The 14,574-nt window shown below is 71.5% G+C and carries 15 protein-coding genes, 1 tRNA gene and 4 pseudogenes; 12 read left to right on the top strand and 8 right to left on the bottom strand.

The window, feature by feature from the left end; genetic code table 11:
• Window position 1: 1 nt before the first annotated feature.
• On the bottom strand, window positions 2-1,027 hold the full coding sequence (locus H3H54_RS02530; protein WP_262425379.1) for a hypothetical protein: 1,026 nt from the start codon (window positions 1,025-1,027) through the stop codon (window positions 2-4).
• Between the two features lie 111 nt (window positions 1,028-1,138).
• On the opposite strand from H3H54_RS02530, the gene H3H54_RS02525 reads away from it, so the two are divergent.
• The 5 genes and pseudogenes from H3H54_RS02525 to H3H54_RS02510 all read left to right on the top strand — a co-directional run bounded on the left by H3H54_RS02525 (window position 1,139) and on the right by H3H54_RS02510 (window position 3,970).
• Entirely contained in the window at window positions 1,139-2,053 is a 915-nt protein-coding gene (locus H3H54_RS02525; RefSeq protein WP_316249119.1) for a hypothetical protein, read from the top strand.
• Window positions 2,050-2,277 (top strand): hypothetical protein, encoded by a 228-nt coding sequence (locus H3H54_RS18605; RefSeq protein WP_316249118.1) that lies wholly within the window; start codon window positions 2,050-2,052, stop codon window positions 2,275-2,277. The genes H3H54_RS02525 and H3H54_RS18605 overlap by 4 nt, the downstream gene beginning before the upstream one ends.
• Window positions 2,278-2,314: 37 nt before the next feature.
• Window positions 2,315-2,704 (top strand): annotated as a pseudogene (locus tag H3H54_RS02520) (SRPBCC domain-containing protein); the annotation flags it as partial.
• Window positions 2,705-3,026: 322 nt separating this feature from the next.
• A pseudogene (locus H3H54_RS02515) lies at window positions 3,027-3,490 on the top strand (asparaginase); the annotation flags it as partial.
• Window positions 3,491-3,514: 24 nt separating this feature from the next.
• Entirely contained in the window at window positions 3,515-3,970 is a 456-nt protein-coding gene (locus tag H3H54_RS02510; RefSeq protein ID WP_395963692.1) for a hypothetical protein, read from the top strand.
• Between the two features lie 61 nt (window positions 3,971-4,031).
• Here H3H54_RS02510 and H3H54_RS02505 read toward each other — a convergent pair whose 3' ends face one another.
• On the bottom strand, window positions 4,032-5,381 hold the full coding sequence (locus H3H54_RS02505) for an alkaline phosphatase family protein (protein ID WP_262425378.1): 1,350 nt from the start codon (window positions 5,379-5,381) through the stop codon (window positions 4,032-4,034).
• 175 nt (window positions 5,382-5,556) lie between these two features.
• Complete coding sequence (locus tag H3H54_RS02500; RefSeq protein WP_262425377.1) at window positions 5,557-5,988, bottom strand: VOC family protein; 432 nt, start codon at window positions 5,986-5,988, stop codon at window positions 5,557-5,559.
• Between the two features lie 138 nt (window positions 5,989-6,126).
• Here H3H54_RS02500 and H3H54_RS02495 point away from each other — a divergent pair, with 138 nt between their 5' ends.
• Entirely contained in the window at window positions 6,127-7,041 is a 915-nt protein-coding gene (locus tag H3H54_RS02495) for a sulfurtransferase (RefSeq protein WP_262425376.1), read from the top strand.
• Window positions 7,038-7,490, top strand: a complete 453-nt coding sequence (locus H3H54_RS02490) for a SufE family protein (protein WP_262425375.1) — start codon at window positions 7,038-7,040, stop codon at window positions 7,488-7,490. Before H3H54_RS02495 ends, H3H54_RS02490 begins: the two co-directional genes overlap by 4 nt.
• Here the strand turns inward: H3H54_RS02490 and H3H54_RS02485 are convergent.
• A complete protein-coding gene (locus H3H54_RS02485) occupies window positions 7,487-8,287 on the bottom strand; it encodes a hypothetical protein (protein WP_262425374.1) in 801 nt (266 codons plus the stop codon). The genes H3H54_RS02490 and H3H54_RS02485 overlap by 4 nt on opposite strands.
• A 221-nt stretch (window positions 8,288-8,508) precedes the next feature.
• Here H3H54_RS02485 and H3H54_RS02480 point away from each other — a divergent pair.
• Window positions 8,509-8,992: pseudogene (locus tag H3H54_RS02480) on the top strand (Dps family protein).
• Between the two features lie 67 nt (window positions 8,993-9,059).
• Window positions 9,060-10,417: pseudogene (locus tag H3H54_RS02475) on the top strand (M20/M25/M40 family metallo-hydrolase).
• A gap of 28 nt (window positions 10,418-10,445) precedes the next feature.
• On the opposite strand, the gene H3H54_RS02470 reads toward H3H54_RS02475, so the two are convergent.
• The gene (locus H3H54_RS02470) at window positions 10,446-11,129 is read right to left on the bottom strand and encodes a TetR/AcrR family transcriptional regulator (protein WP_262425373.1); all 684 of its coding nucleotides are present in this window, start codon (window positions 11,127-11,129) and stop codon (window positions 10,446-10,448) included.
• A gap of 72 nt (window positions 11,130-11,201) precedes the next feature.
• Between H3H54_RS02470 and H3H54_RS02465 the strand changes: the two genes are divergently transcribed.
• The 3 genes from H3H54_RS02465 to H3H54_RS02455 all read left to right on the top strand — a co-directional run bounded on the left by H3H54_RS02465 (window position 11,202) and on the right by H3H54_RS02455 (window position 12,548).
• Window positions 11,202-11,723, top strand: coding sequence for a hypothetical protein (locus H3H54_RS02465; RefSeq protein ID WP_262425372.1), 522 nt, complete (start codon window positions 11,202-11,204; stop codon window positions 11,721-11,723).
• On the top strand, window positions 11,684-12,148 hold the full coding sequence (locus tag H3H54_RS02460; protein ID WP_262425371.1) for a hypothetical protein: 465 nt from the start codon (window positions 11,684-11,686) through the stop codon (window positions 12,146-12,148). Before H3H54_RS02465 ends, H3H54_RS02460 begins: the two co-directional genes overlap by 40 nt.
• A gap of 118 nt (window positions 12,149-12,266) precedes the next feature.
• On the top strand, window positions 12,267-12,548 hold the full coding sequence (locus H3H54_RS02455; protein WP_262425370.1) for an HPr family phosphocarrier protein: 282 nt from the start codon (window positions 12,267-12,269) through the stop codon (window positions 12,546-12,548).
• A gap of 91 nt (window positions 12,549-12,639) precedes the next feature.
• Here the strand turns inward: H3H54_RS02455 and H3H54_RS02450 are convergent.
• The 3 genes from H3H54_RS02450 to H3H54_RS02440 form a co-directional block, all read right to left on the bottom strand.
• Window positions 12,640-12,725, bottom strand: a tRNA-Ser gene (locus H3H54_RS02450).
• Between the two features lie 64 nt (window positions 12,726-12,789).
• Complete coding sequence (locus H3H54_RS02445) at window positions 12,790-13,650, bottom strand: universal stress protein (protein ID WP_262425369.1); 861 nt, start codon at window positions 13,648-13,650, stop codon at window positions 12,790-12,792.
• A gap of 70 nt (window positions 13,651-13,720) precedes the next feature.
• Window positions 13,721-14,410, bottom strand: coding sequence for an XRE family transcriptional regulator (locus H3H54_RS02440; RefSeq protein ID WP_262425368.1), 690 nt, complete (start codon window positions 14,408-14,410; stop codon window positions 13,721-13,723).
• Window positions 14,411-14,574: the final 164 nt, after the last annotated feature.

Here is a 14,574-nt window from a genome sequence, read left to right as displayed (position 1 = left end):
CTCAGCGCGGCGGCGCGATCGGATCGATGCGCACCACCTCCCCGTCACGCAGGTGGAGCCGGCTGATCTCGACCACCGGAGACCGGTGGGAGAGCCGGGGCACCTGCGGCTGATCAGGCTCGGGCGGCAGCGCCTCCCCGAAGCACACTCCGCACCCCTGCACGGCGAGCGCCTGCGAGCGTCTCGCCTCCCAGTCCACCTGCGCCGCGTGGGCGCGCTGGATCCAGGGGCCTCCGTGCGGCCGGCACGGCCCGGCGCCGTCGCGGCCCTGCAACGGGCATTGCGCGGGACGGGCCGTCACCAGCAGGTCGAGCCCTTCGATCTCCGGGACCCGGGGATCGGCGCCGGTGGGGATCACGTCGAGGCCGCCCGGGCCGATCCGCAGCACGGCGCCCTGCCCGTGGTCGACGGCGATCAGCAGCGCTCGCTCGAGCGCCTGGTCGGGATGCGGTGCCAGCAGGTCCTCGCGGGCGGCGGCGGCCGGTTCGAACCAGTCGCGGCGCGGCCCGACGAGGGCTCCGAGCGCGACCGGTCCGCCGCGCCGGCGCAGCGCTGCGGCCACCGCGGGGCGACGGAACCAGCTCAGCTCGGGAGGGCGGACTCGGCGCGGTGCTCCCTCGACGGGCGCGCCTGCCCGCATTCCTTCCCGGCTCGGCCGGGCGGGCTGATCGGCCGGCTGGGCGCGCACCTCGAACGGGGCCGCGCCGCTGCTGACGTCGGCGACGATCGTGCCCTCGGGGCTGAGGGTGGGCAGCACGGGCCCGAGCGCAGGCACCACCAGCCAGGTGTGCTCGAGCTCGAGCGGCCGACGGTCCCGCAGCGTGGCCCGGACGGTCTCGGCCTCGGGCGGGGTGGTGGGCTCCCGCCGCTGATACTCGAGCTCCTCCTGGTCCCCGGGCGCGGCGTCCGGCTCGTCCGCGAACAGCGCCGGATCCGCGCTCGCGGCGATGGGGCCGACGCCCGGCAGGTCCAGCTCGATCAGCTGGTCGCGCCAGGTCGCAGCGAGGGGCTCGTTCTCCAGAAGCATCTGCTCCACCTCCGTCTGTGACGCTATCGGAGGGCTGCGACAGTCGACGCGCACCCGGCGCCGCGCCTCGTAGACTCCTGGTGTGCGGTGCCATCATTTCGACTCCGGCGCGTGCAGGTCCTGCACGCTGCTGGACCTCCCGCGCCCCGGCAGGTTGCCGACGGGCACGCCCGGATCGAGCAGCTGCTCTCCCCGTTCCTCGCCACGGGCACCGGCTGGGATGCACCGATCCTCGGTGCGGAGTCCGGGTTCCGGGCTCGCGGGAAGATGGCCGTGGCCGGCAGCGCGCAGGAGCCGCGGCTCACCCTGCCGGGCCAGGCGGCGGGCGCCGATCTCTGCGACTGTCCGCTCTACCCGCCGGGCGTCGAGGCCGTGCTCGTGGGGGCGAAGGCCCTGATCCGGCGAGCACAGGTGCCTCCTTATGACGTCGCCCGACGCCGCGGCGAGATCAAGAACGTGCTGGTCACCGCCTCCCCCGACGGGGAGCACGTGCTCCGCCTGGTGCTGCGCAGCGAGCAGGCGCTGGATCGCCTGCGTGAGCATCTTCCCCGGCTGCTGGAGGCCCACCCCTCCGTGGTCTCCGTCTCCGCGAACATCCATCCGGAGCACACCACCGCGGTGGAGGGCGAGAGGGAGATCCCGCTGGCCGGGGCCGCGTCGATCGCGATCCGCACCGGTGATGTCACCCTGTTCGCGCGCCCGCGCTCCTTCCTGCAGACCCATACCGAGGTCGCCGGCGCCCTGTACCGCCAGGCCGCGGCATGGGTCTCGGAGATCGCTGACGCGCACGGAACGGCTCCACGGCTGTGGGACCTCTACTGCGGCCTGGGCGGTTTCGCCCTGCACGCGGCGCTCGCCGCCCCCGCGGCACGCGTCACCGGGGTGGAGGTCTCGCCGGAGGCGATCGACGGGGCGCGCGCGAGGCCGCTGCGGCCCAGGGCATCGAGGCAGAGTTCCTCGCGGCCGATGCCACCAGCTGGGCGATCGAGGAGGCTGCCGGCGCCGAGGGGCCGCCCGAGATCGTGATCGTCAACCCTCCCCGCCGCGGCCTGGGCCCCCGCCTGGCCGCCTGGCTCGAGGGCTCGGGGGTCCGCGACGTGCTCTACTCCAGCTGCAATCCCACGACCCTCGCCGCCGATCTCGAGGCCATGCCCTCGCTGCGCATCACCGCGGGGCGCTTCGTGGATATGTTCCCCCACACCGAGCATGCCGAGGTCATCGTGCGACTGCGCCGCACCGATCTGACCTGACACAGTGGGTCCATCACCCCGCCTCCGAAGGAGCCCCATGACCGCCACGCCCACCAGCCAGCTGACCGACGTCACGCGCACCGTCACCCTCACCCGCGAGCACGCCACCGTCGCGCTCGAGCAGACCTTCCCGGTGCACCCAGAGGAGCTGTGGTCCGCGCTCTCGATCGGCTCGCATCTCGAGGTGTGGTTCGGCCGCGCCAGCGGTGAAGTGGTCGAGGGCGGCCGCTTCGAGCTGCCCGATATGGAGACCCGCGGCAGCGTGCTCGCCGTCGAGGAGCCCCACCGCCTGCTGCTGAGCTGGGAGCTCGGCACGAGCAAGAGCGAGATGGAGCTGCTGGTCGCCCCGGTGGAGGCCGATGAGGAGGGTGCCGCCGCCGGCTCCCGCTTCACCCTGCGCCACACCGTCCCGCTCGACGCGCACTGGAAGACCTTCGGCCCGGCCGCGGTCGGCTGCGGCTGGGATGCGGCGCTCTACGCACTGGCCCTCCACCTCGAGGACCCGGCAGCGGATCTGATCAGGCGGCTCGGCGACTTCGCGGGCTCCCCGAGGGCGCGGAGTTCACCCACGCCACGGCGGAGGCCTGGTTCGAGGCGCATGTCGCCACCGGCGTGGACAAGAAGCCGGCCCGCAAGGCCTCGGTGCGCACCGCTGCCTTCTACCTGGGCGAGGAGCCGGAGCTGTCGTGACCGGCACGTCCGCGGCACCGTCAGCCGTCACCCTGCTGACCCTGGGCGGCACCATCTTCATGGCCCAGGAGTCGCCGGGCCGCCATGCCCGCCCCGACGATGCCGCTGGCCGGCGCCTCTCGGCGACGGGGGTGGACGGTGTCGCGCTCACCTCGCACGCGATCGCGAACGTCTCCTCCTCCGATGTGCGGCCTCGCCATCTGCGGGAGGTGCTCGAGCGGGCCCGCGCGGCGGTCGATGCCGGCGCGGACGGCGTGGTCCTCACCCATGGCACCGACACCCTCGAGGAGTCGGCGTTCCTGCTGAACCGCTGCTGGGATCGGGAGGCACCGCTGGTGCTCACGGGCGCGATGCGGCCGGCGAGCGCTCCGGGCGCCGACGGGCCCGCGAACCTGCACGACGCGGTCCGCGCGGCGGCCTCCCCGCTTCCCGGGGCCTCGGCGTGCTGGTGGTGTTCGACGGCCATGCGCATCTCGCGGACCAGGTCTCCAAGGCCTCCTCCCGCTCGGTTGCGGCCTTCACCTCGGCACCGTCCGGAGCGGTGGGGATGATCGATGCAGGACAGCTGCGCCTGCTCCACCGCCCCCTGCCCCGCCCCGACCCGCTGCGGGGCAGCCTCCCGGACCGGTTCCCGCCGGTCCCGGTCCTCACCGCAGGCCTCGATGAGGACTTCGCCCTGCTGGACGCCCTGGGCTCCGAGCACCTGGCAGGCCTGGTCATCGCCGGGGTGGGGATGGGGCACGTCTCCCCCGCCGCGATGCCGCGCCTGCGCCGTCTGCTCGACGCCGGCACACCCGTGGTGGTCGCGACCCGCATCGCCGCGGGCGGCACCTCCACCCACCATTACGCCTATCCCGGCAGCGAGGTGGACCTGCTGGACGCGGGCGCGGTCATGGCCGGGTTCCTCCCGCCGGCGAAGGCGCGGCTGCTGCTGCAGGCGCAGCTCGCCTCCGGTGCCTCCGCCGCGCAGATCCGCGAGTCCTTCGAGGCCTACGCGAGCTGAGCCGCCGGCGCGGCCGGGGTCGACGAGCAGACCACGTGGCACCCGCAGCGGAGTTGCAGGATCAGCGCCTCGCCGGCACCCGCAGCATCTCGCTGACCACGGCGCCGTCGGCCTCGGGGAACGTCAGGCCCAGCAGGTGGGCGAAGGTCACCGCCTCGTCGGGGACGGTGCAGCGGGTGAAGCGCGTGCCCTCGGCGATGTCGGGTCCGGTCATCGCGAACACTGCCTGGATGTCCTGCTCGGGCAGGTGGCCGTGCTGGGAGAGCAGGAAGGTGTAGTCCTCATCGAAGCGGCCGTACAGCGAGCGCCCCTCCCAGAGGTTCTGGAAGTTGGTGCCGCTGGTGCCCTCGAGCACGCCGAGGAATGGACCGGAGTAGCCGTAGTCCGCGCGCATGTCCGCCAGCGGGTGGAAGGCCGCGACGGGGATCTCGGGGTCCTCGACCCACTCCTGGACCAGGGCGAGCACCTTCTCGCGGGCGGCGTCGTCCGCCTCGGGGTTCAGGTGCAGCTGGCCGGTGAGCCCGCAGCCGTGCACCCAGGCGTCCCAGCTGCTGACCTCGCCGGCCTCATCGAGCCGCACGAAGCCCCGCTCGACCAGCAGGTTGTTGGCCCGGAAGCAGCGGCCCACCTCGACGTGCCCGTGGTCGGAGACGATCGCGACGTTGGTCTCCTCCGCGATTTCGGCGTCCTCGAGGGCGGTGAGAATCTCGCCGATCCAGCCATCGACCCGCTCGAAGGCCTCCTTCACCTCGGGGGTGAAGCGGCCGGTGGCGTGGCGGGCGGAGTCCACGTCCACCAGGTGCACGAACAGCACGTCGGGCCGGTCGGTGCGCAGGATGTCGGTCGCGACGGAGGTGTTGAAACGGCCGAAGACGTGCTTGCGCTGCCAGCTGATCTCGCCCGCATGGCGGTCCACGTACTCGCGGCCGCGCGGCGAGGAGGCGTCCCGCAGCACGGCGAGGGTCGGCTCGAGGCCGGCGCGGTCCCAGATCTCGGGCACGGCGATGTCGATCGACGGGGACCAGCCGGTGACCGGCCAGCCCACCGCGGCGGTGGTGAGGCTCTGCTCCTTGGCGAGGTCGAAGATCGTGGGGCTGGCGATGTCGCGGGCGTCCCAGAACCACTCGGGCGTGCGCACTCCCGGGGTGACCTTCTCGTTCGCGTAGATGCCGTGCCCGTCTGCCGTGCGGGCGGTGGTCTGCGCGGTGTGGTTGGGGTAGGTCACGGTGGGGTAGATCGCCTCGGCGCTGCCCCAGGCACCACCGAGGATGCGGGCGAAGTTCGGCAGGGTGCGGGCGAAGGGCACATCGACGTCGCTCATCGCGTCGACCGAGAGCACCACCAGGCGCCGACGCTCTCCGGCGGCGGAGGCGGTGGTCTCAGGACGGTCGGTCTGGACGGTGTCGCTCACGGAAACTCCTCAGGGGCAGCGCGGGTGGAAGCGCTCCCACGGTAGGAGTGGCTGGTCACAGGCCGACGACGCTCTGATGAACGCTGCGGGAACAGGTCCCTCGGTTCTGTTCACGTCGGCCGAGCCGCCCCACCCGTCCGGAGGTGGGGCGGCTCGGCACGTCGGGCTCCTCCTCTCAGGCGGAGCGGCACAGGCAGAAAGGGTGCCCTGCCGGGTCGAGGTAGACCCGGAAGCCGCCCGATCCGGAGGGCTGATGCTCATGGATGACCGCGCCGAGCGCAAGGGCTCGGGGCTCGGCGGCATCGATGTCCGTGACCGAGAAGTCGAGGTGGAACTGCTGGGGGTGCTCACCGGCCGGCCAGGTGGGGCGCTGAAAGTCGTCGATCCGCTGGAAGGCGAGGGAGGCCTCCCCGCCGGGCTCGTCGACCGAGACCCTGCCGCGCGGCGGGAGCAGCTCTGCCCAGTCGGAGTCGCTGCCCTCCTCGACGCGCCAGCCCAGGAGCTTGGCGTAGAAGGTCGCGAGCTGCAGTGCGTCGGGACAGTCCAGGACGGTGACATCGAGGGGGGGGGATGACGGGTTCCTGATCCAGGTTCTCCATGCGCCCACCGTAGGAGCCGCTCGGGCGCAGGGGAAGGGCTTCGCGGATGTCCGCCCAGGGCGAAGGGCCCCGCACGCCATTGTCCGGGAGGTGGTGACAGACTGGGGGCATATGTCGCGTGCCATCGACCGTCGAAAGGTGAACTGATGACCGTTTCTGCTGACCCCACCCCTGCCCTGCAGGAGTACGCCCGCCCCGAGAAGCTGGTGACCACGCAGTGGCTCGCCGATCAGCTCGCCGCCGGGCGCCCGGCGGACCTCGTGGTCGTCGAGTCCGACGAGGACGTGCTGCTCTACGAGACCGGCCACATCCCCGGCGCGGTGAAGATCGACTGGCACCTGGATCTCAACGATCCCGTCACCCGCGACTACGTCGACGGTGAGGGCTTCGCGAAGCTGATGGACGCCGCCGGCATCACCCGTGACACCACCGTCGTGGTCTACGGCGACAAGTCGAACTGGTGGGCGGCGTACGCGCTGTGGGTCTTCGAGCTGTTCGGACATGCGGACGTGCGCCTGCTCGACGGCGGCCGTGCGGCCTGGCAGGCCGAGGGCCGCGAGATGACCACCTCCGACGACGGCCGTCCCGCACCGACCACCGGCTACCCTGTCGTGGAGCGCGAGGACGCTCCGATCCGCGCCTACCGCGAGGACGTGCTGGATTTCCTCGGCGGCCCGCTGATCGACGTGCGCTCCCCGCAGGAGTACTCCGGCGAGCGCACCCACATGCCGGACTACCCGCAGGAGGGCACCGTGCGCGGCGGGCACATCCCCACCGCCCGCTCCGTGCCGTGGGCCCGCGCCGCCGCCGAGGACGGCCGCTTCAAGTCCCGCGCCGAGCTGGAGGAGATCTACCAGTCGGAGCTCGGTTTCGAGACCACGACTCCCACGATCGTGTACTGCCGCATCGGTGAGCGCTCGGCGCACAGCTGGTTCGTGCTGACGTACCTGCTGGGCTTTGAGAACGTGCGCAACTACGACGGCTCCTGGACCGAGTGGGGCAACGGCGTGCGCCTGCCGATCGCGCAGGGCACCGAGCCGGGCGAGGTCCCCGCACGATGACCGAAGGCACCGCACTGCCCGGCGCCTTCGCCGAGATCGCCGACGACTTCCACGCCCTCACCGGCCGGGACCGGCTGCAGCTGCTGTTGGAGTTCGCCAACGGCCTGCCGGCCCTGCCGGAGCGCTATGCGGAGCATCCGGAGCTGCTCGAGCCGGTCCCCGAGTGCCAGTCACCGATCTTCCTGATCACGGAAGTGGAGGGCGGCGGCCGCGAGGCGACTGCGCGTCTGTTCTTCTCCGCCCCGCCGGAGGCACCGACGACCCGCGGCTTCGCCGCGATCCTGGCGGAGGCGCTCGACGGCAGACCCGTCGGCGAGGTGCTCGACACCCCGGAGACGGTCACCACCGAGCTCGGGCTGGCCGAGGTGGTCAGCCCGCTGCGGCTGAACGGGATGGCGGGGATGCTCGCGCGGATCAAGCGGCAGCTGGCCCTGAAGGCCGGGGTCTAGGAACCGTCCTTGTCGTCGCGGTGCCCGTACCGGCCATAGGCCCGCTCGGCACCCGAGCGCAGTGCCCCGAACGCGGCGCGCCCCGCCTCGGACTGGGCGAGGTCGAAGGCGGCCCGGGCCCGTCGGCCGATATCGGCGGGGCTGCGGTGGTCGCCGTCGGCTGTCTGCGCCGCGGCCACGTCGATCTCTCCGCTCTCGATCCGCTCGTGCCGGTCCCGCGCCACCTTCAGCTCGAGCGGGACCCGCACCTGCCGCACCAGGACGCCGCGCACGTCCTCGCGGATCTGAGCGGCCTGCTCCTCCAGGTACTCCTCGAGCTCCGCGGCGCCCTCCTGCAGCACATGGGCCCGCCCCAGCAGGTACGAGGCCAGGTCCGAGGCGACCTCGGGTGAGAGCCCGTAGGCGTCGGAGGAGCCGCGAGCATCGCGCAGATCCACCGCATCGTCGCGCTCCAGCAGGCTGGGGGCGATGTCGACGGCGCTGAGCACATCCTCGACGAAGGCGTGGAAGCTCGCGTCCCCGGCGATATCGGCGCGGCGCAGGTCGGCGCGGCCCGTCTCCTCGGGCAGCGTCACCCGGACCACCCCTTCCCGCGCGAACTCATCCTGCGCGGCGCGGCGCAGCAGACGGCGCGCCGCTCGTTCCAGATGGCCCGCCTCCGCATCACGCGGGATCTCCGGGGCCACGGCCCGGGCGTCGGCGATCACCGTCGTGCGGACATGCGTCGCCTCGGCGCGCCGGCGCACCGTGCCCGGCAGCATCGCGAGCCGCTCTCTGAGGGTGAAGATCTGCACCATGGACGCCTCCTGCGGGATCGGGCGGGATGCCCCCATCGTACGGACGGCATCCGGGAGTTCGACTGATCGGTCGGCGATCCCTCCTGGCGGAAGTTCATGCAGGTGAGCCTCACCTGCGTGAGCGACAGATCACGACCTGCAGGAACACTCGGCTTCCGCTTGTCGTTGGTATGGATGAGACTGACGAGCAAGACCTTTCGACACGATATTCAGGAGATGACATGGCTGACCTCGCTTACACCATTCCCGGCCTCGGCACCGATGACTCGGTGCGCCTGGTGGAGTCCCTCCAGGATCGCCTCCACGCGATGAACGATCTGCACCTCACCCTCAAGCACGCGCACTGGAACGTGACCGGGTCCCGCTTCATCGCGGTGCACGAGATGCTCGACCCACAGGTCGAGCTGGTGCGCGGCTACGCCGACGAGGTCGCGGAGCGGATCGCCCAGCTGGGCGCGTCCCCGTCGTCGGCACCCCGGACGCCTGGTCTCCGACCGCAGCTGGTCCGATTACAACCTCGGCAAGGCCGATTCGCAGGAGCACCTGAAGGCCCTGGACGAGGTCTACAACGGCGTGATCGCCTCCAACCGCAAGGCGATCACCCTCGCTGGCGAGCTGGACCCGGTCACCGAGGACCTGCTGATCGGCCAGACTGCGGAGCTCGAGAAGTTCCAGTGGTTCATGCGCGCCCACTTCGAGGGCTGAGCGCTCTCCTAGGGGTCGGGCGCGGCCGAGTACGGTGAGGGCACCCGACCCCCAGGAGGACCCCGGCATGCCGATCGCCGCCCCCACCGCCGATGAGCTCGCCGTCCTGCAGGACGAGGCGGTCCGCTTCACCCGCGAGCTGATCCGTATCGACACCACCAACTTCGGGGGCAACGACCCCGCCACCTGGGGCAGGGGCGAGAGCGAAGCCGCGGAATACGTGGTCGGCAAGCTGCGCGAGGTGAGCCTGGAGCCGACGGTGATCGAATCCGCGCCCGGCCGCCCCAGCGTGATGGTGACGATCCCCGGGGAGGACCGCACTCGCGGGGGCCTCATCCTGCACGGCCACCTCGACGTGGTCCCCGCGAAGGCGGAGGACTGGTCCGTGGACCCCTTCGGCGCGGAGCTGATCGACGGCATGATCTACGGCCGCGGCGCCGTGGACATGAAGGACATGGTCGCGATGATCCTCGCGATCGCCCGCCATATCGCCCGCACGGGGCAGACCCCTCCCCGCGACCTCATGTTCGCCTTCTTCGCCGACGAGGAGAACGGCAGCGTGTGGGGTGCGCAATGGCTGGTCGAGAACCATCCTGAGCTGTTCGACGGCATGACCGAGGCGATCAGCGAGGTGGGCGGCTATTCGATCACCCTCCCGGAGAAGGACACCGGTCAGGATGTGCGCGCCTACCTGGTCCAGACGGCGGAGAAGGGCATCGCCTGGGGCGCCTGCGCGCCCATGGCCGGGCCGGGCACGGCTCCGTCCCCAATGACGAGAACGCCATCGTGCGCCTCGCCCGCGCGATCACCGCGATCGACGAGCACGAGTTCCCGATCGAGTTCATCGCCAGCGTGCGGGCCCTGTTCGACGGGATCACCGAGATCACCGGCGTGGGCTGGGACGAGGACGACATCGAGTCGTTCCTCCCACTGACCGGCGGGGCGCGCCAGTTCGTCTCCGGGACGCTGCGCGACTCGGCGAACCTGACCATGCTCTCCAGCGGCTACAAGGTCAACGTCATCCCGCAGACCGCCGAGGCCGGCATCGACTGCCGCTTCCTGCCCGGCCACCAGGAGCAGCTGCTGGAACTGCTGGACGAGCTCACCGGGGAGCATGTCGAGGTGATCGTGGACCACCTCGGTGTCTCGGTGGACTCCCCGCGGGAGGGCCCGCTGGTCGAGGCGATGACCGCCGCGATCCAGGCGGAGGACCCGGGCTCACGGGTGCTCCCCTACTGCCTGAGCGCCGGGACGGACAACAAGCCGCTGAGCGCACTGGGGATCACCGGGTACGGATTCGCGCCCCTGCAGCTGCCCGCCGATCTCGACTTCGCCCCGCTGTTCCACGGCGTGGACGAACGGGTACCAGTCGATGCGGTGCGCTTCGGGGCCAGGGTGCTGCTGCGCCTGGTCAGCGACTGCTGAGACAGCGTGTGCTGAGGCAGCGACCGCCTCAGCCGTCGAGGACGTCCTGCGGGGCGTAGGAGCGGCACACCTCGAGCAGCTCCGCCGCGGGGATCGGATCCTCCGGCCCCAGGCCCGTGTACCAGCCGGGGGCGAAGAGCAGGACTTCCTCGAGCAGGCTCGTCGCATCCAGAGGCTCGCCCTCCGCCGCCTGCTGCTCGGTCTCCACCAGCCACCGCCCGGCCAGGGCCAGTGCGGAGCCCGCGATGCTGCGTCCGGCCGACGCGCCCCGCAGACGCGTCGGCACCTGCTCACCGAGCCTGCCCAGGGCCACTCCGTGCAGCCGGGTCATGGTGTCGACCAGGATCATGTAGGTGCGGTGGGAGAACTTCCAGTCCAGCGCGCCGCGCAGGAAGGCGTGGTGCCGCTCGACGTAGGCCACGAACATCCCGAAACCGAACTGCACCGCCTCGTGCAGGCTCCGTCCCTGCTCCGCGAAAGCCCCTCCCCGCTCCCATGCGGCATCGAACATCTGCTGGAGCATCGCGCCCATCAGGTCATCGAGGCCGGAGAAGTGGCTGTAGAAGGCGGCACGGCTGACGCCGGCCCGCTTCGCGAGAGCATTGACGGTCACGTCGCCGTCAGTGGAAGTCAGGTCACGGGCGGCGGCGAAGATCGCGGCCTTGGTCCGTGCCGGGCGGGGGTCCGGAGCGCGGTCACTCGAGCTGGGCATCTGTTCATAGTAGCCCCGTCAAGATGTCCAGGGCCTGCATGTTTACGGCAGGCTGTGCGGCAGGATGGGGGCATGCGCTCCTTCCTGTCCGGGCTGTCCGGCCGCCACCAGCCGCAACGCCATCCGCTGCTCGATGGCCTGCGCGGGCAGACGATCATCCACACCCGCGTCGCCTCCCGCGGCACGTGGACGGTCACCGCCCGCGGCTGGGTGCTGCAGTCGCGGATCCAGCAGCTGGGCGGTCCCGCGCTGGACGAGGACCCGTCGTCGGCCGTCGGTCTGCGCGATCCGCGCCTGGTGGGCGCCACGATCCGCGACGCCGAGATGCTCGGCGACGGCCACCTGACGCTGACCCTGCAGAACCCGCAGGGGCCGCTGTGGCTGAGCACGGTCCCTCGCTGGCAGCTCGAAGGCCCCCGCGGTGCGCTGCTGCATGTCGCCGCGAAGGGGAGCTCACCGATCGCCCGCCCGGGCCTGCGGTGCATGCCACGGCCGAGCTCCTCGCCGCGCACACCGCCTCCTCCCGCAGCGGGATCGAGGAGCGCCTGCTCGCGATGGGGCGCGACCAGTGGCTGCATCCGGGGCACGTGGTGACGGTGCTCGCGAACGCAGGAGCGCTGGAGGACCCGGAGTTCGAGCGGCGCGGCCCGATCCTGCTGGCCCGTCTGCTCGCCCGCGGCGAGATCCGGCCCGGTTTCGTCACCGGCGGCCGCTTCACCGCCTGGGACATGTCGCTCGCGGAGGTGGTCGAGCACATCGGCACCACCTGGACGGCCATCGGCGGGCGCGCCCCGGGACCGGACATGATCGCCTGGTTCGAGCTCACCCGCCGAGGCCGGGACGCGCTGGGCCCCCGCAGCGACCAGACCATGCCGCCGGGGATGTCGGGCTACGACTCCCCGGCGTGGTCGGCGGTTTCCGGTGAGGACGCACCGTCTCACCACCCGCCACCCCTGACGGTTCCCGACCACCGTAATCTCCGCTCCAGCCCGGAGCAGGCCGATTCTGGTCGACTGTAAGGCTTCTCTCCGGTAACCCGACGTAGGGGTGAACAGCGGTCGAACAACGGGCGAGTCTCCACCGGAGGGTGAGCGGCGTTACGCTGTGGGTCGCCCCCACGTCGAGAAAGGCGTCCCGATGCCAGCACGTACCGTGAAGGTCGCGAGCACCAGCGGCCTCCATGCCCGCCCCGCCGCGATCTTCTCCCAGGCGGCCAGCGAACAGCCCGTCGCCGTCACGATCGAGACGGCCGACGCCGGCCCGGTGAAGGCGTCCAGCATCCTGATGCTGCTGACGCTGAACGTCGGCCACGGCGACGAGGTCACGCTCCGCGCCGACGGCGACGCCGCCGAGGAGACCCTCGACGCGCTCGCCTCCCTGCTGGAGAAGAACCTCGACGAGGAGTTCCAGGAGCACTGAGCCCGCCGCACCCGGCACCGCCGCATACGAGAAGGCCCCCGTCGGATCCCGACGGGGGCCTTCTCGTCCTGGTATCTCTCCAGGTCATGGGCGGTAGCGGCGGGATTTGAACCCGCGGTGGCTATGAACCACACTTCATTTCGAGTGAAGCACCTTCGGCCGCTCGGACACGCTACCGTCGAACAGCTTAACCGCCGCGCCGCCGAGCGTTCAAACTGTTCGCCCTCCGACGCGAGTCACATCACGTGCCGACGGACTGGCGGACCACCATCACATTGCCCGTCGCATGCAGCACACTGGCGTGGGCGGTCGAACCGACACGGCCCCGGCTCAGCCCTCGATGACCGAGCACCAGCATCCGTGCACCGGCCGCCGCAGCCAGCAGGCCCTCGGCGACGGATCGGTCCTCGAGCATCCGGGTCTGCACCTCCAGCCCCTCGTGACGCACGGCTGCCCTGTCGGCACCCTCCTCGAGCAGCCCTCGAGAGCGGCTCCCGGCACCCCACGCCTCCGCACTGCTCTCATACGGGGCATGCGCCCCGACCTGCACGTGGACCACCCGCAGCGCGGCGCCCCAGATATCGGCGAGGTCGGCAGCCACCTCCACGGCCTCACCTGCCGCTTCGGAGCCGTCGTATGCGACGAGCACGGGGCCGGCCCGGTGCTGATCGGAGCGGATGATCGCCACCGGGCAACCGGCGTCGTGGAGGATGCCGCGGCTGACCGAGCCCAGCAGCACCCCCATCACCGCCCCGAGCCCACGAGTGCCGACGACCAGCAGGTCCGTGCTCCCCGAGATCTCCTCGAGGACCTCGCGAGGCATGCCCGCGAGCAGCTCTGAGGTGACCGCCACCTCGGGGAAGCGGCCGCCGACCCGCTCGGCGGCGTCCTCGAGCAGGCGGCTGGCCTGGTTGCGGGGGCCGGCGGGGTCGATCACCGGTATCCCGGCCATCCCCTGGCCGATCAGCGGCCAGGTCCAGGCGTGGACGAGGCGCACTCCGGAGCCTGTGTCACGGGCGAGCTCCGCAGCCCAGCGGACGGCGGCCATCGCCGCTGTGGTGTCGTCGTAGCCCACCACGATGTTCGAACCGGTCAGATCCATGATCCACACCTCTCTGCGCAGCACTGCAGCAGTGGCACCAGGATACGCCGAGGAGGCCGAGGAGGTCCGGTCAGTAACCCTCGAGGTCGTCATCCTCCTCGTCGAGCTCCTCCCACGACCACCTCAGCCCGAAAGTTCCGGGACCGAAACGGGCCTCGCTGATCTGCATCCGATCACGCCGATCCAGTCGCACCGACGTCACCGACTCCCCCGCTTCCGTGCGCCGGAACCGCTCACAGTCCACGGGCTTGCGGTCGCCCCGGAACTCGAGCTCCAACAGCACGTCGTTCGCGCGGCGGGGCACGCTGTACATCGCCGCCGTCATGTCCGTGGCCGCCGCTTTCATCTCGACCCGGTAGGCGAAGGTCGCCACCTGACCGGCATCGAGGTGCCCGTCGACCTTCAGCTCCACGCCGTAGGCACGCCGCTCCGGCCACACCACGCGCCGGCCCACCGAGCACCCCTCGAGCGCGATGTACTGCGGGGCGTGGTTCGGCTCCGTGGGCCCGAGCACGTGGACCGCCGGCAGCCGGCAGATCCCCGACTCCAGAGCACGCACCGTCAACCGATAGTCGAAGCGCTGCACATCGTGGGCGGAATCGATCACTCCGAACTGCTGGAAGACCCGCTCATGGGCATACTGCTGGGGAGCTGCGAATCCCAGCTCGTCGAGCGCCTCGCGGAACACCTCCTTGCTGGTCCGTCGGCCCAGGAAGCTGGTGGACTGGACCGCACGACCTCGCAACCGCGGGGAGCCCACCAGGTCTGCGAGCGAATCCGGGGCCTGCCCAGCAGCTCCTCGAGCGCCGCCACCACGCCGAGCGACTGGTCACCGCCGGGCAGGCTGCGGCCGGACTGCCAGTTGCTCAGCGTCGCGACGCTCACCGGGCGATGCCGTGCTCGCAGCCGCTGCGAGATCGCCGT

The sequence above is a fragment of the Brachybacterium sp. Z12 genome (genome assembly GCF_014400405.1).
Classification (GTDB): Bacteria; Actinomycetota; Actinomycetes; order Actinomycetales; family Dermabacteraceae; genus Brachybacterium.
This window is presented reverse-complemented; position numbering and strand designations above follow the sequence as displayed.